This is a genomic window from Halomonas alkalisoli, assembly GCF_021412585.1.
GTDB lineage: Bacteria > Pseudomonadota > Gammaproteobacteria > Pseudomonadales > Halomonadaceae > Halomonas > Halomonas alkalisoli.
Genome location: NZ_JAKCMI010000012.1, coordinates 374,766 through 393,343 on the forward strand (window position 1 = coordinate 374,766; position 18,578 = coordinate 393,343).

The following is an 18,578-nucleotide window of genomic DNA, read 5'->3' on the forward strand; positions in this document are numbered from 1 at the left end:
GCAAATACTGCACTGTCGGAGTATCTTCAGATCACGACTGGAGGCCGAAGGACTCCCCGGCGGTGTTGGAAACGTTGCGGCTATCGCCAGCGTTGTGGCCTCCGCCGGGCGCCTGCCGGCGCCAGTCGCGATGGGGACCAGCGCTCCTACAACAACAACTAGACGTTATAAAACCCGCGATACCATTCGACGAAGCGTTTGACGCCCTCTTCCACCTGGACCTGGGGGCGGTAGCCGGTGGCTTGCAGCAGGGCTTCGGTGTCGGCCCAGGTGCGGGGGACGTCGCCGGGCTGCATGGGCAGGTATTCGCAGATGGCTTCGCGGCCGGTGGCGGTTTCCAGGGCGCGGATGAAGGCCATCAGCGATAGCGGTGCGCCGTAGCCGATGTTGTAGAGCGAAAAAGGAGCGGCGCTCTTGTCCGGGGTGGCCACGGCTCCGGGGCGGTCGGCGTCGGCCTGGGGTATTACGTCGAGGACACGCACGATGCCTTCGACGATGTCGTCGATGTAGGTGAAGTCCCGCGACATGTCGCCGTGGTTGTAGACCTGGATCGGCTTGCCTTCGAACATCGCCTTGACGAACTTGAAGATGGCCATGTCGGGCCGGCCCCAGGGGCCGTATACCGTGAAGAAGCGCAGCCCGGTGGTCGGCACGTCGTACAGGTGTGCGTAGGTGTGGCTCATCAGCTCGTTGGCCTTCTTGGTGGCCGCGTAGAGGCTGACGGGGTGGTCGACGTTGTCGGCGGTGTCGAACGGGGTCTTGCCGTTCATGCCGTAGACCGAACTGGACGAGGCGTAGACCAGGTGCTTCACCTTCTGCTGGCGACAGCCCTCGAGCACGTTGAGGTGGCCGATCAGGTTGGAGTCGGCGTAGACGTGGGGATTCTCCAGCGAGTAGCGCACGCCGGCCTGGGCGGCCAGGTGGATCACCCGGTCGAAGCGCTGGTCGCGAAACAGCGCGGCCATGCCGACACGGTCACCCAGGTCCAACTTGATGAAGCGAACGTCGTCACAGTTGGAAGCCAGGTCGTCGAGCCGCGCCTGCTTGAGCGAGACATCGTAGTACTCGTTAAGATTATCGATACCGACGATCTCGTGGCCCTGCCCACTGAGGCGCTTCGCCACGGCATGTCCAATAAAACCGGCCATGCCGGTGATCAGCAATTTCACGCGATGCCCCTACCCTTGTGTGTTGCCAACGTTGCGGTTTTCGCCATGGCTGCGGCCTCCGCCAGGGCGCCTACGGCGCCAGTCGCGATGCGGAGCATGCCTTGGAGCGCATTGTTGGGTTTCCATTACCTGGCGACATTGGTCGCGCTCTGCGTTTCCTCGCTGAACTCGGCCACCTCAGCCTCCGTTAACAGGTGATGCATCCGGATTAGCCGAAGGCACGAAAGCGCGCTAGAACGGCTGAAATGATCAAAGGCAAGCGCCATCTCGCGATTACGCTCATGGATTAACCCATACAGCTCGCCGTAGCGCTCATGAGCCGTAGCATCCCGTTTTGAACAGATCTTCTGGCACTCATCCAGAGCGCGCTGCGAAAACCGTTCCAGCGCCACCGCCCGAAGCCGCTTGAAAACTTTCCAGTCGGACTCGCGGATGCTCATAGCAGTCTGCTTTTACAAGACCCAACAGCTGTTTTGTCATGCCTTGGTGGCTGCCGAATCGATCACTCTTTCAGCAGCGCTTCCAGGCTATCGGCACTCAGGATGCGCTCTGCCCATGCTTCCAACTGGTCGGTGGTGGCACGCTCAAGCCTTTCTCGCGCCCAGGCGGGCAGCTCGCCGAACTTCAGCGTGATCTGCCTGGTGAGCAGTAACAACTCACCTTCCTGACGACCTTCCTGGCGACCCTTCTCGATCCCGAAGCGTTCGGCACTGGTGACATAGGGCATGTGCTGAGCCTCCTCAAAGGCATAGTGTTCGTCGAGGAACTCACGTTCCAGAGCATCCGGCAGCCGCATCATCCAGTCGATCAGCCGGAATAGCTCGATGATCTGCTGCTTGGCGTAGCCACGCTGGTACATCAATCGCGTGAGGTGTGCCTTCCAGCGCTTGAGTTCGTGTCCGTCATCAAGCTGCTTGGCCTTCAGCTGGGCCATCACCACCAGCGCAAAGACATTGTCACTGGCTTCCAGTTCAGCCCATCTGGCATCGAGATCCAGCAGCTTGGCGACCGGGAAGCGGAAGTCTACTTCGCAGCCCCAGCGGCCACGCTGGAAGCGCTGCGGTCGGAAGCCTGGGCTGGCGTCGGCCAGCACCGCCAGGCTAACCACATCGACACCGTAACGATCCAGCAGCCGATAGTGGTAAGTATACATTCTGGCAGCAAAATCGGCCTCGGGTTCACCCTGCACCTCAACGTGGATCAACACCCAGGTCTCAAGACCGTCGTAGGTGTAGACCTTGGCCAGCTTGTCGGCGTAGCGACGGCCATTATCGGCGTCCGCGGTGATCTGCTGGAGTTCCTTGTCGAGAAAGCTATGCCCCTTCGACCAGTCGATTTCGGGGTAGATGCCGGGAAACAACAGGGCCATGAACTCGGGGAAGCGCCACTCCAGGGCCTCCTTCCATGGACTGTCGTGATCCTGCCGAGGGAGTGGATCGCTCATGGAGTCCGCATCCTCATCCTGGAGGTTTCGGGAAGTATCTTCACTTGCGGCAGCGGTATAGGAAACGTTGCGGATATCGCCTGCCCTGGGGCCTCCGCCAAGGCGCCTGCGGCGCCAGTCGCGATGGGGACCAGCGCTCCAACACAACCCCGCCATATGAGAAAAAATTTGTAGGAGTATCTTCAGTTCACGACTGGAGGCCGAAGGACTCCCGGCGGTATTGGAAACGTTGCGGTTATCGCCCCGGTTGTGGCCTCCGCCGAGGCGCCTGCGGCGCCAGTCGCGATGGGAACCAGCGCTCCAACAGTTGTTTTGTCATGCCTTGGTGGTGAACGCCGGGGTGCTTTCCCACTTTCCAGGCACGCTACCGCCCGGGGATTGTTCCGGACATTTCCCTTGCCCTGTTGACGGTTCGATACCTGGGAAAGGACTGGAGAGGCGAATAACGAGCATTCGTAGTCGCAAGGCGTTCACTAGCCCCTGGCGCCATGTTGCGGTCCTGAGCCGAGCTGGCGCTCGACTTTCCCTTTCGAGGTATCGTTATTCTAGTGCGTCAATTCTACGGGACTCGTGGGGAATGCTCTAGCGCCGCGGCGTTACCGTAGGATAAAACGTTACATCAACGACAGCGCCAGGCGGCGAGGCGGTTGATCAGCGCGAGGGTGAGCATCACGGCGGCGGCCCAGCCGAGGACGACGATCAGGCTGTGGAAGCCGGCGGGCACGGTGTGGGGCGGGCGAAAGCTCATGCCGTGCTCCACCAGCCGGGCGACCAGGTAGATCAGCGTGGTGACCACGGCCAGGGGCAGCGCCGCACGCCATTCGGCCAGCCATTGGGCCAGGCGGCTGGGTTCACGCCTGACTTTCACCGAAGGCTTCTTGCTGGGCTTGGCCGCAGGTTTCGCGGCGGACTTGCGCGCCTTGGCCGGCTTGCGGGTTGCGGGCTTGCCTCGCCCGCCCTGGCGTCGGCCGCCGGGCAGGCTGGAAGTGGCCCAGCGCACCGTGCGCCATAGCGCCCAGCTCAGGGTAAACAGGACAGACAGCGCCAGGCTGCCCATCACGACGAAATAGGTCATGTGCGACTCAGGCGGCGATTCGGACGGCTACTCAGGCAGCGATTCAGACAGCGACTCAGGCAATGTGGCCAAGTGACTGCATTGTGCGCAGCAGAAGAGCCACGCTCTCTCTGGGCTGTGCGTACTCGCTCATCAGCGTTTTCAGGCGATCTTCGAAGAGACGCTGACGGGCCTGCTCATCATCCGCCTCCTGCACCGCCAGGCTACGTACGGGCGGGCCGGTGGGGATGTCGAGCCGTGAATTGGGTTTTTCCAGCTCGCGAAGCGCTTCTGCGAAGGCATCGTCGAGCTCACGAAACTTGCGCAGCTTTTCGCGCTCGTCCATGTGTCGGTTGGGTTTGTGTTGTTTCATTAGATTCCGTTAAAGCTCAAGTACCGAACAGCACTCGATTAATGTCTGGTCATGAGTATACCGCTATTGATTCTCGGAGCGAAACCGAGAAACACCATGCATGATAATGATTGCTGTTACCATGTTTCATTATTCCGTTTGCACTTCTACGCTACAAAGTATGCACAAACGGTCAACCCCCGTCACCAAACTTGCCTTCGACTCCCGCTACAGCGCATAAAGGAACGCATAAAACCAATAAATACTTCGGGTTGGGAGCGTCAATGTGCCTACACCCGGCGCCAGTACACAGCGCCAACATCAAAATAATCGGCTGTCAAGTCAAGCATTGCTACAGGCTCGAACGCAAGGGACCAAATGATGTTCAACGAGATGATGCGAGCGGAAATCTGGCTACAGGAGCATCTGACTAGCCAGCAGGGGATCGATGACCTCGCCAATCGACTCGGTTATTCGACCTCACAGGTACGACGGAGGTTCAAGCAATGCTTCGGTCTCTCGCCAAGCGCGTATCGCGATATCTTGAGACTGGAAAAGGCTGCCCGCCTACTCGCACTGACACCCTATAGAATTCATACCATCGCCATGAGGAGCGGTTATCACAATCATTCGGCTTTCAGCCGCGCCTTCCAGCGCCGCTACAACCAGACACCTCGCCAGTACCGGCAGGTGGAACGCCTGAAGTTACGCTCGCCCTTGTACTGCCAGGGCCACAGTGGCGCACCACCGGACTTCGAAATCCGCAGCCTGCCACCTCGACAGGCGCTGGTCACCCGGCTCTATCACAAGATCGATGCCGGCGGCCTTTCCAATCTCCACAAGTGGGCACAACTTGCTAAAGGAGCCGAGACCCTGCCCGAACGCCTCAGACAAGCCCCTACCGTTGCCGTACTCCATAGCACACCCCTGCCCTGCGAACTGGACCGCATCGATATCGGCCCACTGATCGATGAGCAGAACGATGTCGGTTTAGCCATTCCCGCTTCCTTTCGTATCCTGGAACTGCCGGAGCAGCGTCACGCTTGCCTTACGGTAAACACGCCGGAAGAGGTACCCGCGGCCGTGCAGTATCTCGTCAGGGAGGGGTTGGCAAAAAAGCGCTGCTATGCCAGCGGCGAACCCGCGCAGGTACGCCTGCTGGAGCAGGGTGTGGAAGTACAACTACCGATACTCATCACGAACACTTGAAACGCGACAAACGAGGATTGAAGTACACTGCAAAAACAGCCGGGCCCACTGGGCCCGGCGCTTACTGCGAATTCAGCCACTCTGATTTCAGCGCTGGCCAATTCAGCCAGCAGGAAACGATCACTCCTCGACGCGTACCAGCCAGCTCTCGACCTTGTCAGAGCCGTGCTCGTCCTTCCACGCCTTCAGCGTCTTCTGGTTACCGCCGCGGGTTTCCACGACCTCACCGGTATTCGGGTTCTTGTAGATCTTCAGCTTACGCTTGCGACGGCCACCACCGGCTGCCGCGGATGCCTTGGCGGCAGCGGGCTTGCTGCCCTGCGGGTCCAGCAAGCTGATGACATCGGCAGAACTCTTGTTGAATTCGCGCATCAGGGCTTCAAGCTTGTCCTTGAATGCCAGCTCGGCCTTCAGGCGATCATCGTTCTGCAGACGATCCATTTCAGCCTGGAGCTGCTTGAGCTGCTGTTCTTTCTGCATGAACTCACTGAGAAGGGACATGGCGTGTATTCCTTAGGTTGGGAAAATTTACAGGATGCGGCGACTATAAATACATCAAGCAGCGCCCCATGACAATATGCAAGCCTGTATTTATACGTTATATCAGTTTGGCCAAATAGGTGGCAACAGGCAAATACTCACGTGTCAACGATCGGGTGGCGCTTAGTCCGGAAACGAGAACGCCGCCCGACGGCGGCGCTTGGATCAATGATAGTCAAGGGTCGTTATGGTGATACGAGCCTCACGCGATCAGTAAAGAATATCCCGCAGCACCTCGTAAACGACATCGTTGACCATATCCACCAGTACCACGTCGGGCCCGACGCGACGCCACTCATAACCTTCGTAACGGGGAAGGTCCCGAGCGAGACGACCATCGAACTGTTTGGCAATCCCCGGCGGCAGCGGCTTGCCGCGCTCCAGGTTCATGCGAATGCCCGGCGGCAGGCTATCACGTGAGCGATCGACTTCGATCCACTCTCGCCGCTCGCCGAAGAAACGCCGTATCTCCCGCTCATCGATTCTCGGCCCATCGCGATAACCATCACTACCGGAACGCCGATCACGATAACCATCGCTGCCGGAGCGGCGCTCGCGCTCCCAGTCGCCACGGCCTTCACGTCGCGACTCGCCATCTCGGCGCCATTCGCGACGCTCGCCCTCCTCGGCGGCCTGCTGGCGGCGCTCACCGGCCTGGCCCCGACCCTGGCGATGCTCTTGACGATGCTCCTTACGGTGCTCCTGGCCCTGGCCACGCTGGCTGTTGCCCTGCCCTTGCCCCTGGCCCTGTCCTTGCCCACGGGGCTCCACCGGCTGCGCCTGCAACTGGGCAGAAGCCAGCGCCAGGCTGAGCGTGGCTGCGGCAATTATCGTCAATCCATTACGCGTTTTCATACTGTCGACCTCCAGTGGGGCACGTATCGACAGTCTAGGCGGTGAATGCGCAGGGAAGATGGAAGTTATGAATTGTTCTTAAATGCACCCATATGGACTGCAGCCAGGGCAGTTCGGTGACGCTACTGCTGCCGCTCCCATCGTCCATCTCACCGAAAGCCTCATCATAATGAAAACCGCCGGCGCCTTTTCCCTCGATGGTTCGATCGGTGACCTTACCAAAGCACCGGCCTCTGCTGTCACCTCACATTAGAGCAAAGCACGACGATCTCACCGTAGAAATTTTCAGCACCTCCGATGAATAAATCGGAACGGGGTTGGTTGTGTGGGCATCAAGCGTGTGCACAATAGGAAAATGAGCTCAACGTCTCTAGCCCCCCCCCTGTGAAAACACCCTGGGGTTACAAGCATTCAGGCGTAGCGCGCCATTCTTAGCACACCACACAAAAAACGGCCGGCGAAAGCCGGCCGTCTGCAACCCTTAAATGGCTTATTTAAGTGGCTGGTGCGGTTGGCGCAGCAACGCCGTGGTCAATTGCATCAATCTCGCCACCCGGGTCGTTTGCTGTTCCAGTTATAGTTGTCCCATCAATGTCAATGGCGGAGCAAGCTCCAGCAGGACCAACTGTAATGTTTATATCAGCCGGGTCCGGATCCCCCCCATCTGCCGCCAAGAAGCTCATTCTATCTGAACGCGATGCAGCCACAGCTGTTGCAAATGCTCGCATATCAGACAAACAAGCCCTGTCCGCAGCACGAGCGGTGTAATCCTGATACTGCGGAATTGCAATTGCCGCCAGAATACCGATGATCGCCACCACGATCAGCAGCTCGATCAGGGTGAAGCCGCCCTGGCCCTTCCTGGCTGCCCGCTGGTTCTGCATTTCTTTCATCATGTTCATCGCCCTATCCCCTACTCTGTTGCCCGGTCGTGGCCTTGGTTCGCTGGTTCGGCCCCGTGGAGCTGCCGATGGAAGCCGCTGGCTTCCGGTTGCCTTCTTTCTGCCTTTCTGCAGCCGGGGCGGATGCCCCCTTTGTTCCGATTTGGCGTATCGCCACTGTCCCTGAATTCACGCTCCTGCCACTTACACTAAATTACACTTCGACATCCTGCAAGCACGACATACGTCTGCCTGAGAATTTGAGCTAATGATAATGTACCAGCGGATTAATGCCAGGGTTGAGCGCGCGTGAGATTACCGCTGTGCCGCCCCGTGGTAAAGGACTAGTATATTGGTATTCCATTTATCGTTTTCCACCCCGCCCCGCGGGCCAACGACAGAGGCGCCATGAACAGTAACCGCCCCTTCTCGGAAGCCGGCACCGCCGACGACACCGCCACCATGACCCAGGCCGCCGAGGGCCTGCGCGGCCTGGCCCGGCGCCTGGTGGAGTACGGCCTGCTGTCGCGCCCGGCGGCGGAACGCGCCGAGCAGGAGGCCCGCGAGTCCGAGGTCACGCTGCTGCAGCATGTGATCGATGCCGGCATGGTCACCCCCCGGGATGGCACCCTGTGCGCCGCCTGGGAGTATGGCCTGCCCATCGTCGACCTGGACGCCCTGCGCCTGTCCAGCCTGCCGCCGGCCAATGAGTATCCCGAAAAGCTGCTGCGCAAGCTGTGCGTGGTGCCGCTGATGCGCCGCTCCCACCGCCTGACGGTGGCGGTGCCCTATCCCTCGACCCTGGCCAAGCTCGATGAGCTGCAGTTCGCCACCGGGCTAAGCATCGAGGCGGTGCTGTGCCCGGTCGACCAGCTGCTGCCGGTGCTGGAGGCCTACCTGGCCCAGAACGAGACCAGCATGATGGACGACCTGGCCGGGGTCGACGACGCAATCAGCGAGCTGGAGTTCGACGAGGGGGTGGACCTCAGCGAGGAGGCGAACCAGGCCGCCCATAGCGGCGCCGATGACGCGCCCATCGTCAAGTTCGTCAACAAGATCCTGCTCGACGCCATCCGCCGCGGCGCCTCGGACATTCACTTCGAGCCCTACGAGACCAGCTACCGGGTACGCATGCGCATCGACGGCATGCTGCTGGAAGCGGCGCGCCCGCCCTTCTCCATGCGGGCGCGCATTGCCGCGCGCCTGAAGGTGATGTCGCGGCTGGATATTTCCGAGCGCCGCCTGCCCCAGGATGGCGCCATCAAGCTCAAGGTCTCCAAGACCCGCTCCATCGACTTTCGCGTCAACTCGCTGCCCACCGTCTACGGCGAGAAGATCGTGCTGCGTATCCTCGATCCCGCCTCGGCCCAGATCGGCATCGATGCGCTGGGCTTCACGCCGGAGCAGCGCGGGCTCTACGAAACGGTGCTGGACCATCCCCAGGGCATGATCCTGGTCACCGGCCCCACCGGCAGCGGCAAGACGGTCACGCTCTACACCGGCCTGAACATCCTCAACGAAGTGCAGCGCAATATCTGTACCGCGGAGGACCCGGTGGAAATCAAGGTGCCGGGGGTCAACCAGGTCAACGTGCTGCCCAAGATCGGGCTGGACTTCGCCAGTGCCCTGCGCGCCTTCCTGCGCCAGGACCCGGACGTGGTGATGGTCGGCGAGATCCGCGACCTGGAGACCGCCGAGATCGCGGTGAAGGCGTCCCAGACCGGGCACCTGGTGCTCTCCACCGTGCACACCAATTCGGCGGCAGAAACCCTGACCCGCCTGGCCAACATGGGCGTGCCGCCCTTCAATATCGCCAGTTCCGTCAGCCTGATCATCGCCCAGCGCCTGGCGCGCCGGCTGTGCAAGCAGTGCAAGCAGCCCGCGGAGATCCCCCGCGAGGCGCTGCTGCGCGAGGGCTTCACCGACCTGGAGGTGGGCAGTGCCACCGTCTACGAGCCGGTGGGCTGCATGCACTGCACCCACGGCTACAAGGGCCGGGTGGGTATCTACGAAGTGGTGCCGGTGAGCGGTGCCATGAGCCAGCTGATCATGCGCCAGGGCAACTCCATGGACTTCGATCAGTTGGCCCGCCAGGAAGGCCATCCGGACCTGCGCCGAAGCGGCCTGCTCAAGGTGATGCAGGGAATCACAAGCTTGACCGAGGTCAACCGTGTAACGAAAGATTAAGTTGGGTTCACACTAAAACAACTGACAAACTGGCCGATATAACGGTTGATAGCGGAATACTATAAGAAACCGAGACCACGTTTTTCGATACGCAGCAGGGAACGACATGGCAACCAGAACAGCGAAAGCGCCCCGGAAGCTGAAGCTCTACCGCTGGAACTGGTCGGGCAAGGGCCCGGGCGGGCGCCTGGTGCGCGGCGAGGTGGTGGCAACGCACAAGGCAGAGGTGGAGCGGGAGCTGGCCAACCAGAACATCATCGTCAAGAACGTGCGCCGCAAGGGCGGGCTTGGCGGCGGCATGGGCACCATCAAGCCGCGGGACATCATGCTCTTCGCCCGCCAGATGGCGACCATGATTCGCGCCGGGGTGCCGGTGCTGCAGGCGTTCCAGGTGGTGGCCGAGAGCATCCGCAAGCCGGCCATGAGTGCGGTGGTGCAGCAGATGATGAACGAGGTGGCGGCGGGGTCGAGCTTCTCCCAGGCGCTGCGCCAGCACCCCGAGCAGTTCGACAATCTCTTCTGCAACCTGGTGGAGGCCGGCGAGAGCTCCGGTTCGCTGGATCGAATGCTCGAGCGGATCGCCGCCTACAAGGAGAAGATCGAGTCGCTCAAGGGCCGCGTCAAGAAGGCGCTGTGGTATCCCATTGCGGTGATCGCCGTGGGGATCGGCGTCACGGCGCTGCTGCTGATCAAGGTGGTGCCCCAGTTCGAGAGCCTGTTCCACGGCTTCGGCGCCGAGCTGCCGGCCATGACCCGCATGACCATCTCCATGTCGGAATTCGCCCAGCAGTACTGGCTGTGGGGCATCGGCATCGTGGTGGCCTTCGTCTACCTGATGCGCCAGGGCATGAAGCGCTCCCAGGCGTTCGCCTATCGCATGCACAAGTTCTCGCTGAAGATCCCGGTGATCGGGGACATTCTCGACAAGTCCTCGGTGGCGCGCTATTCACGCACCCTGGCCACCACCTACGGGGCCGGCGTGCCCATGGTCGAGGCGCTGGACATCGCCGCCGGCGCAGCGGGCAACCTGGTGTATGAACGCGCCACCCGGCAGATCCGCGAGGATGTCGCCACCGGCCAGCAACTGCACTTTGCCATGCGTCTGACCGAACAGTTCCCTCCCCTGGCGGTGCAGATGGTGGGCATCGGCGAGGAGTCCGGCTCGCTGGACGCCATGCTCAACCGCGTGGCCGACTACTACGAGGAGGAGGTCGACAACAAGGTCGACGCCCTCACCTCGCTGCTGGAGCCGCTGATCATCGTGGTGCTTGGGGTGCTGGTCGGCGGCCTGGTCATTTCCATGTATCTGCCCATATTTGAGCTCGGCACGGTGTTGTGAGTGATGCACTGTATTTGTGCGGCAGTGGTGCTCGAAGATAGACTCGTCGTAAAGACGATCATGCACCACTTCAGCTGGGAGGAGTAACAGTGAGAACCACTTACGACGAAGCTGATGACATCCTTGTACTGCATCTATCAGAAAAGCCTATCGTAAAGGAAGTGTCACAGGACTGGCATACGCACGTTAGCTATGCCGATGATGGCAGTATAGTGGAAGTGGTAATTCTCGATGCCTCCAAGCAAGGCGCCTGGCCCTTGCTGAAAAGTGAGGCAGCTTGATAAGGAATTATTTTGACTGACCTTCCCCCCGCCCTTCTCTGGCCCTTGGTGGCCTTCCTGGGCCTGTGCCTGGGCAGTTTCCTCAACGTGGTGATCGTGCGCCTGCCGGTGATGCTGATGCTGGGCTGGCGGGCCGAGGCCCGCGAGGCGCTGGAGCTGCCGGACGAGACCCCGCCGCGCTTCAACCTGATGGTACCGCGCTCGATCTGCCCCAGCTGCGAAACGCCCATCGCCTGGCACGACAACCTGCCTGTAATCGGCTGGCTGAAGCGCCGCGGCCGCTGCGCCCACTGTGAAGGGCGGATCAGCCCGCAGTATCCGTTGGTGGAGCTGGCCGGTGGCGCCCTGGCGGTGGCGGTGCTGGCGCTGCACGGCCCCACCTGGCAAGGGCTGTTCATCTTCGGCGCCTGCCTTTCGCTGCTGGCACTGGCGGTGATCGACCTTCGCACCCAACTGCTGCCGGACATCGTCACCCTGCCGCTGCTGTGGGCGGGGCTGCTCTACCAGCTGCTGTTCCAGCCGCTGCTGCTCTCCGATGCGGTGATCGGCGCCATGGCGGGGTACCTGTCGCTGTGGAGCTTCTACTGGCTGTTCAAGCTGGTAACCGGCAAGGAGGGCATGGGCTTCGGCGACTTCAAGCTGCTGGCGGCACTGGGGGCCTGGCTGGGCTGGCAGTACCTGCCGATGGTGCTGATCCTTTCCGCTGGCGTCGGTGCCGTCGTTGGCGTGCTCGCTCAGCTGGCCATTCCCCGCCTGCGCGGCGCACCGATGCCCTTCGGCCCCTACCTGGCCATGGCCGGCTGGATCGCGCTGTTGGTGGGCGAGCCGCTGATGGCGCTTTATCTGGGCGTGATGCTGTGACCCGTTCCCTATCTCACGGAGTGTGACTGTGATCATTGGCGTAACCGGCGGCATCGCTTCGGGCAAGTCCACCGTGGCACGGGCCTTCGCCGCACTGGGCGTGCCCTGGGTGGATGCCGACGACGTGGCCCGCGAGGTGGTCGAGCCCGGCGAGCCGGCCCTGGCCGAGATCGCCGAGCGCTATTCCCGAGTGGAGGGCCCGCGGGTATTGCAGGAAGACGGCAGCCTCGATCGCCGGGCGCTGCGCGAGATCGTCTTTGCCGACCCGGCCGAGCGGCAGTGGCTGGAGTCGGTGACGCACCCCCGCATTCGGCAACGCCTTATTGTCCATCTGGAGCGGCTGCAGGCCGAAGGCGCGCCCTATGTGCTGCTGGTCTCGCCGCTGCTGTTCGAGTCAGGGCAGAGCGAGATGGCCGACCGCTGCCTGGTGATCGACGTGCCGGAAAGCCTGCAGATCGCCCGCACCGCCGCCCGTGACGATGTCGACGAAGCCCAGGCCCGCGCCATCGTCGCCGCGCAGATGCCCCGCGCCGAGCGCCTGGCCCGGGCCGACGACGTGATCGACAACAGCGGCGATGAAGCCAGCCTTAAGGCCCAGGTCGCCGAGCTGGATCGTCGGTATCGTGAGTTGGCAGGTTGAAGAGCGTCCCTTGCGAGAATCTTTACGAGACCGAATAAAAGACTATAATTCGGTCTATAGATCAGTCAGGAGACCGCCATGCCCTACAAGATTCATGCCGATACCACCGCCAGCATTTCGGAGTTGAAGAAGAACCCCATGGCCACGGTCGCTGCGGGCGAGGGGTTTCCTGTGGCTGTCTTGAATCACAATCAACCGGCCTTCTACTGCATCCCGGCCGCCGCCTACGAAGAATTGCTGGAAAAGCTGGAGGATGCCGAGCTGAACCGCATTGCCGACGAACGCAGCTCCCAAGCGGAGGTCACGGTGACCCTGGATGAGCTATGAGCTGCGCTTTCGTGAAGAAGCGCTGAAGGAGTGGCGCAAACTGGATGATAGTGTCCGGGTCCAATTCAAGAAGAAGCTCATCACCATCCTGGATAGCCCCATCATCCCTGCCTCGCGCCTTGCGGGCAGCAGGAACCGCTACAAGGTCAAGCTGCGGAGTGCTGGCTTTCGCCTGGTGTACGAAGTTCGCGAACAAGAACTGGTTGTACTTGTCATTGCAGTAGGCAAACGGGATCGCAATGCCGTGTATCTCAAAGCCAGCAGGCGCACTTGATCAGGCTTTTCGGGTAACGCCTGGGCACACAGCCACCGTCATTGACGCTAGAATGACCTCACAGCCACCAACGCCTAACGGATTCATGAGCCAATCGAACCAACGCCCCCTGAAAGTCGCCTGTCCCCAGTGCAAGACCAAGGTGGAATGGAGCGAACAGAACCCCTACCGGCCCTTCTGCAGCGAGCGGTGCAAGATGCTCGACCTAGGTGCCTGGGCCGACGAATCGCACCGTATCGCCGGTGAGCCGGCGATGGACGAGCACAACATCGAAGAGTGGCTGGCCCGGGCCGAGCGAGGCGACGACCGGTGAGCCCGGCGCCGGCGCCCTCCTACCGCCTGCTGGCGGAGCTGGAAGCGGCCTTCGATGCGCTGATCGAGCGCAGCGAGGAACTGCTGGCGGCCTATAGCCGCTCGCCCGCCGAAGCCTGGGCCTTTCAGGCCGATGCCAGCGAGGCGTGGTTGCGCCGTGCCCTGCTCGACTTCTGGTATCAGGACGGCCAGGACGGCCGCGCCACCCGCAGCCATGTGGGGCTGGTCGCCGCCGATGACATCCTGCTGGAGAAGGTCGCCGCGGTGAATGGCGCCAAGGCCGAATTCGCCAGGCAGCTGGCCCATATCCGCGACAACCACCCGCCGCTGCTGCTCGAAGCCAAGGCGGTGCTGCCGTTTCGCCACCCCGAACTGCACGACCACCTGCGCGGCAGCGGCCTCGCCCGGCTGCACCTCAAGCAGTGCTGGCGGGCCATTCCCGTGGCCGAAGCCCCGGTGGCACGGGTACGCCTGGCCTGGTATTCCAGCGGCCGCTCGATCAAGCGGCTCAGCGTGGGCGATGTCGAGAAGAAGCTGATGACACTGGACACCGACGCGCCCCACGTGCGCATCCAGCTGCGCAAGCTCGCCGGCCTGCCCTCGGACGAACCCCTCGCCCAGGTGCAGAGCCAGGCACCGCTGATGCGCGCCAACCTCTTCTACACCGAACCCCTCGACGACGGCCGCACCCGGCGCGCCATGAATGTCGCCCTGCCGCTCTTCCTGCCCGCACCCCGCGGCCGCCTGCCCGACCACAACCTGCCACCCGCCAAGCCGCCCGAGACCCGCACCCGCGCCCGGCGCAGCGACGAACGCCTGGAAGACACCCCCTTCCTCCCCAGCCTGAGAGTGTTCCGCTACCGGAGTCTGTGAAGAAGGCTTCCGGCCTCCGCCGAGGCGCCTGACGGCGCCAGTCGCGATGGGAACCAGCGCTCCAACAGCGGATTTTTCCTACCGTGGCAAGCGATTACCACCCTGTAGGAGGAAGCTTCAGCTCACGACTGGAGGCCGAAGGCCTCCCGGCGGTGTTGCCGACGCTGGCGACCACTCCCATCCTCGGCCGCCTCCGCCGAGGCGCCTGCCGGCGCCAGTCGCGATGCGGAGCAGCGCTCCAACAGCGGATTTTTCCTACCGTGGCAAGCGATTACCACCCTCTAGGAGGAAGCTTCAGCTCACGACTGGAGGCCGCAGGCCTCCCGGCGGTGTTGCCGATGTGGCGACCACTGCCAACCTCGGCCGCCTCCGCCAAGGCGCCTACCGGCGCCAGTCTCGTTGGAAACCAGCGCTCCAACAGCGGATTTTTCCTACCGTGGCAAGCGATTACCACCCTGTAGGAGGAAGCTTCAGCTCACGACTGGAGGCCGCAGGCCTCCCGGCGGTGTTGCCAGTGTTAGCGACCACCACCAACGACACCGCCTCCGCCAAGGCGCACATCTTCTCGCCTTGACCTATATCAGGCACTTCCGCATGTACTCCGCCATACTGAGATGAAGCGTCATCAAAGTGCACCGGGAACAGGGAGGCAGCCATCTTGAAACCATTGGATGTGACGCAGGTGTATCGCCACTGCCCCGAGGAGGCGTTCGCGTTCAAGGTGAGCAGTGAGCTGCCCTCACTGGATTTGCTCAGCGGCCATGACCGGGCCCGGGAGGCGCTGGATTTCGGCACGGCGATGCGCAGCGATGGTTTCAATCTTTATGTGCTGGGCAACCCCGGCCATGGCAAGCATCAGCTGGTGGGCCGCTTCCTCGCCGAGCGTTCCCGTGACGAGCCGACCCCGCCGGACGTGGCCTATCGCTACAATTTCGACGACCCTTCGCGACCCCTCCACCTGCTGCTGCCCACCGGCATGGGCCGGGTGCTCCGCGCCGATATCGAGCAGCTGACACAGGAGCTGAGTACGTCGATTCCCGCTGTCTTCGAGGGGGATGAGTACCAGAACCGCCTGCATGAGCTGAAGCAGGCCATGAACGAGCGCCAGCGCGATGCCATCGAGGCGGTGCGTCGCGAGGCCCGCGAGCACGATATCCTGCTGCTCTCCACCCCCAACGGGTTCACCTTCGCGCCGGCCAGCGATGACAAGATGATGGCACCGGAGGAGTTCGAGGCGCTGCCCCAGGATGACCGCGAGCGCATCGAAGGCACGGTCAAGGTGCTGCAGAAGAAGCTCTCCCGTGCCATTCGTCAGATGCCGAAGCTTGCCAAGCAGCTGCACGAGCAGATGGTGGCACTGAATGAGGAGATGCTGCAGACCGCGATCGGGGCACCGCTGGAGGAGTTGGAGCAACGCTATGCCGACCATGAAGGCGTACTGGCTCATTTGACGGCCATCCGCCAGGCGATCGTGGCCCACGTGGAGTCCTTTATCGCGGATGAACCGGACATTCCGCCGGAAGCGTTGTTCAGCCGCTTCCAGGTCAATCTGATCGTCGATAACCGGAGCTGTGAAGGGGCGCCGGTGGTCTATCTGGACCTGCCGACCCATCAGCACCTGGTGGGCCGCATCGAGCACCACGTCCACAATGGCACCCTGTTGACCGACTTCTCGCTGATCCGCGCCGGGGGGCTGCATCGCGCCAACGGCGGCTATCTGATGGTGGATGTCCGTGCCCTGCTGATGCAGCCCGGTGCCTGGGAGACCCTGAAGCGCGTGCTGCGCGCCGGAGAGATCCGCACCGAGTCGCTGGAGCAGGCCTATGGGCTGATCAGCACCACCACCCTGGAGCCGGAGCCGATACCGCTGGATCTCAAGGTGGTGCTGCTCGGCGAACGGCTGTTCTACTACCTGCTGTGCGAACACGACCCCGATTTCCTGGAGCTGTTCAAGGTGCAGGCGGACCTGGAGGATGAGCTGGAGCGCAACGACGCCAACCAGCCCCTGTTCGCGCGAATGATCGCCACCCTGGCCCGGGATTCCGCCCTGCGCCCGCTCGATCGCAGCGGCGTGGCGGCGGTGATCGAGCGGGCCAGCCGCCTGGCCGATGACCAGAGCAAGCTCACCGCGCGCCATCGCGAACTCAGCGACCTGCTGGAAGAGGCCGACCACTGGGCCGACCAGGCCGCAGCCAAGGTGATCGGCCGCACCCACGTGGAGAAGGCGGTGGAGCAGCAGCTGTGGCGCGCCAGTCGCCTGCGCGAACGCAGCCACGAGATGATCACCCGGGGCACGGTGGCGATTCGCACCGAGGGCTTCCAGGTGGGCCAGGTGAACGGGCTCTCGGTGCTGAGCCTGGGCCACTACGCCTTCGGCCAGCCGAGCCGGATTACCGCCACCGCCCGCCCCGGCGCCGGCCAGGTGGTGGATATCGAACGTGAATCGCGGATGGGCGGGCGCATCCACTCCAAGGCGGTGATGATCCTGTCACGCTACCTTGCCAGCCGCTTTGCCCCCGATTCGCCGCTGTCGCTCTCCGCCAGCCTGGCCTTCGAGCAGTCCTATGGCGGCGTGGAAGGCGACAGCGCCTCCGTGGCCGAGGCCTGCGCGCTGATCTCGGCCATCGCCCGCGTCGGCATCGACCAGCGCCTGGCGGTCACCGGCTCCATCGACCAGTACGGCATGGTGCAGGCGGTGGGCGGCGTCAACGAGAAGATCGAGGGCTTCTTCGACATCTGCCGGGCGCGGGGCGAACTCAAGGACCATGGGGTCTTGCTGCCGGCGACCAACGTGGCGCACCTGATGCTCAAGGCGGACGTGCGCGACGCCATTGCCGCCGGTGACTTCAAGGTCTATGCCATTCACGCGCTGGACGAAGCGCTGGCGCTATTGACCGGCATGACACCGGGCGAGCGCGACGATGACGGCCAGTATCCCGAGGGCAGCGTCAACGCCCTGGTTGCCGAGCGGCTCGTGGCCTTCCACAAGGTGGCCCGCCATGAGCGCGGGCGCAACGGCAAGATGAACGACGAGGAGAACGACAGGGACCAGGAGGCGCGTGACGATGATGAAGCCTGACACGCCACCACCCGGCAACGGCGGCACCATCCTCGAAATCGCGCGCGTGCTGGCGTTGCTCGACGCCTCGCGCCATAGCCTGGCGGCCCTGGCCGCTGCGGTGGACCTGGCCAGCAGCCGACAGGCCGAGCTCGTCGCAGTCTATGTCGAAGACCTGGACCTGCTGAGCTGTGCGGCCTTTCCGTTCTCCTGCGAGATCGGCGCACAATCGGGCCTCACGCGGCCGCTTACGGTGGATACGCTGGAGGCCACCATCGCCCGTCAGCTGCAGCGGGTACACCAGGCGCTGGAACGCGCCGTGGCCGGGCGCGAGCTGCGTCATCGCCTTGAAGTCAGCCGCGGCCCGGTCGCCGGGGAAGCCCTGGCCAAGGCCGGCCCCGAGGATGTGCTGGTACTGGGCAAGGCCGGCACGACCGAGCGCTGGGGCACGCGGCTCGGCTCCACCAGCCGCCGGCTCATACTGGAAGCCCCCTGCACGGTGCTGCTCTGGGATGAACGGCACCCCTTCAAGCGCGGCCCGCTGCGGATGCTGAGCCGAGGGCAATCAAACGGCGCACAAGCCATACCCGACTGGCTGACGGCACTCTTCGAAGGCCTCTCCCCCCTGCCGATCCGCCACGCCCGGGAGTTGGAAAACCAGCTCGCCCACGCCGATGCCGGCGGCCTGCTGCTGCATCGAACCGAACTGGCACAGCTGCTCAACGAAGACCCCGAACTGCTTGCCAATGTCCCCCTGCCGATTGTGGTGGTGGCGTAGAGGAATGATGTGGCACCGCCAAGGCGCCTATCGGCGCCAGTCGCGATGGGGAGCGGCGCTCCAACAGCGAATCTCTCCACCGACGGTGCCACGCCGCTGTTGGAGTATCTTCAGATCACGACTGGAGGCCGAAGGACTCCCGGC

Annotated in this window: 20 protein-coding genes; 12 read left to right on the forward strand and 8 right to left on the reverse strand. The window is 62.8% G+C overall.

Features of this window, described 5'->3' with window-relative positions; all coding sequences use genetic code 11:
- Positions 1-158: 158 nt before the first annotated feature.
- The 5 genes from LY622_RS03765 to LY622_RS03785 all read right to left on the reverse strand — a co-directional run bounded on the left by LY622_RS03765 (position 159) and on the right by LY622_RS03785 (position 4,040).
- A complete protein-coding gene (locus LY622_RS03765; RefSeq protein ID WP_369413719.1) occupies positions 159-1,169 on the reverse strand; it encodes an NAD-dependent epimerase in 1,011 nt (336 codons plus the stop codon).
- Between the two features lie 125 nt (positions 1,170-1,294).
- The gene (locus LY622_RS03770; protein ID WP_234289653.1) at positions 1,295-1,609 is read right to left on the reverse strand and encodes a hypothetical protein; all 315 of its coding nucleotides are present in this window, start codon (positions 1,607-1,609) and stop codon (positions 1,295-1,297) included.
- A gap of 62 nt (positions 1,610-1,671) precedes the next feature.
- On the reverse strand, positions 1,672-2,613 hold the full coding sequence (locus LY622_RS03775) for a DUF4351 domain-containing protein (protein WP_234289654.1): 942 nt from the start codon (positions 2,611-2,613) through the stop codon (positions 1,672-1,674).
- 619 nt (positions 2,614-3,232) lie between these two features.
- The gene (locus LY622_RS03780; protein WP_234289655.1) at positions 3,233-3,688 is read right to left on the reverse strand and encodes a hypothetical protein; all 456 of its coding nucleotides are present in this window, start codon (positions 3,686-3,688) and stop codon (positions 3,233-3,235) included.
- A 55-nt stretch (positions 3,689-3,743) separates the two neighbouring features.
- A complete protein-coding gene (locus LY622_RS03785) occupies positions 3,744-4,040 on the reverse strand; it encodes a hypothetical protein (RefSeq protein ID WP_234289656.1) in 297 nt (98 codons plus the stop codon).
- Positions 4,041-4,400: 360 nt separating this feature from the next.
- Here LY622_RS03785 and LY622_RS03790 point away from each other — a divergent pair, with 360 nt between their 5' ends.
- A complete protein-coding gene (locus tag LY622_RS03790; RefSeq protein WP_234289657.1) occupies positions 4,401-5,228 on the forward strand; it encodes a helix-turn-helix domain-containing protein in 828 nt (275 codons plus the stop codon).
- A 120-nt stretch (positions 5,229-5,348) separates the two neighbouring features.
- Here LY622_RS03790 and LY622_RS03795 read toward each other — a convergent pair whose 3' ends face one another.
- From LY622_RS03795 to LY622_RS22540, 3 genes are all read right to left on the reverse strand, one after another.
- Complete coding sequence (locus tag LY622_RS03795; protein ID WP_234289658.1) at positions 5,349-5,729, reverse strand: histone-like nucleoid-structuring protein, MvaT/MvaU family; 381 nt, start codon at positions 5,727-5,729, stop codon at positions 5,349-5,351.
- A gap of 249 nt (positions 5,730-5,978) precedes the next feature.
- Positions 5,979-6,623, reverse strand: coding sequence for an anti-virulence regulator CigR family protein (locus LY622_RS03800; protein WP_234289659.1), 645 nt, complete (start codon positions 6,621-6,623; stop codon positions 5,979-5,981).
- Positions 6,624-7,117: 494 nt separating this feature from the next.
- On the reverse strand, positions 7,118-7,525 hold the full coding sequence (locus tag LY622_RS22540; RefSeq protein WP_305038558.1) for a pilin: 408 nt from the start codon (positions 7,523-7,525) through the stop codon (positions 7,118-7,120).
- Positions 7,526-7,912: 387 nt separating this feature from the next.
- Here LY622_RS22540 and pilB point away from each other — a divergent pair, with 387 nt between their 5' ends.
- From pilB to LY622_RS03860, 11 genes are all read left to right on the forward strand, one after another.
- The gene (gene pilB / locus LY622_RS03810) at positions 7,913-9,691 is read left to right on the forward strand and encodes a type IV-A pilus assembly ATPase PilB (protein ID WP_439649573.1); all 1,779 of its coding nucleotides are present in this window, start codon (positions 7,913-7,915) and stop codon (positions 9,689-9,691) included.
- 106 nt (positions 9,692-9,797) lie between these two features.
- Positions 9,798-11,030, forward strand: a complete 1,233-nt coding sequence (locus LY622_RS03815; protein ID WP_234289660.1) for a type II secretion system F family protein — start codon at positions 9,798-9,800, stop codon at positions 11,028-11,030.
- Between the two features lie 89 nt (positions 11,031-11,119).
- Positions 11,120-11,311: a DUF2283 domain-containing protein gene (locus LY622_RS03820; protein ID WP_083517494.1), complete on the forward strand. Its 192-nt coding sequence runs from the start codon at positions 11,120-11,122 to the stop codon at positions 11,309-11,311.
- 9 nt (positions 11,312-11,320) lie between these two features.
- The gene (locus LY622_RS03825) at positions 11,321-12,172 is read left to right on the forward strand and encodes a prepilin peptidase (protein ID WP_234289681.1); all 852 of its coding nucleotides are present in this window, start codon (positions 11,321-11,323) and stop codon (positions 12,170-12,172) included.
- A gap of 28 nt (positions 12,173-12,200) precedes the next feature.
- Positions 12,201-12,812 carry a dephospho-CoA kinase gene (gene coaE / locus LY622_RS03830; protein WP_234289661.1) on the forward strand — a complete coding sequence of 204 codons (612 nt, stop codon included), beginning with the start codon at positions 12,201-12,203 and terminating at the stop codon, positions 12,810-12,812.
- Positions 12,813-12,890: 78 nt separating this feature from the next.
- Positions 12,891-13,139: a type II toxin-antitoxin system Phd/YefM family antitoxin gene (locus LY622_RS03835; protein ID WP_234289662.1), complete on the forward strand. Its 249-nt coding sequence runs from the start codon at positions 12,891-12,893 to the stop codon at positions 13,137-13,139.
- Positions 13,129-13,413, forward strand: a complete 285-nt coding sequence (locus LY622_RS03840) for a type II toxin-antitoxin system RelE family toxin (protein WP_234289663.1) — start codon at positions 13,129-13,131, stop codon at positions 13,411-13,413. The genes LY622_RS03835 and LY622_RS03840 overlap by 11 nt, the downstream gene beginning before the upstream one ends.
- A gap of 85 nt (positions 13,414-13,498) precedes the next feature.
- On the forward strand, positions 13,499-13,726 hold the full coding sequence (gene yacG / locus LY622_RS03845) for a DNA gyrase inhibitor YacG (protein WP_066447298.1): 228 nt from the start codon (positions 13,499-13,501) through the stop codon (positions 13,724-13,726).
- Positions 13,723-14,598, forward strand: a complete 876-nt coding sequence (locus LY622_RS03850) for a DNA replication terminus site-binding protein (protein WP_234289664.1) — start codon at positions 13,723-13,725, stop codon at positions 14,596-14,598. The genes yacG and LY622_RS03850 overlap by 4 nt, the downstream gene beginning before the upstream one ends.
- A 658-nt stretch (positions 14,599-15,256) precedes the next feature.
- Positions 15,257-17,677 (forward strand): Lon protease family protein, encoded by a 2,421-nt coding sequence (locus LY622_RS03855; protein ID WP_234289665.1) that lies wholly within the window; start codon positions 15,257-15,259, stop codon positions 17,675-17,677.
- Positions 17,664-18,434, forward strand: coding sequence for a universal stress protein (locus LY622_RS03860; RefSeq protein WP_234289666.1), 771 nt, complete (start codon positions 17,664-17,666; stop codon positions 18,432-18,434). Before LY622_RS03855 ends, LY622_RS03860 begins: the two co-directional genes overlap by 14 nt.
- Positions 18,435-18,578: the final 144 nt, after the last annotated feature.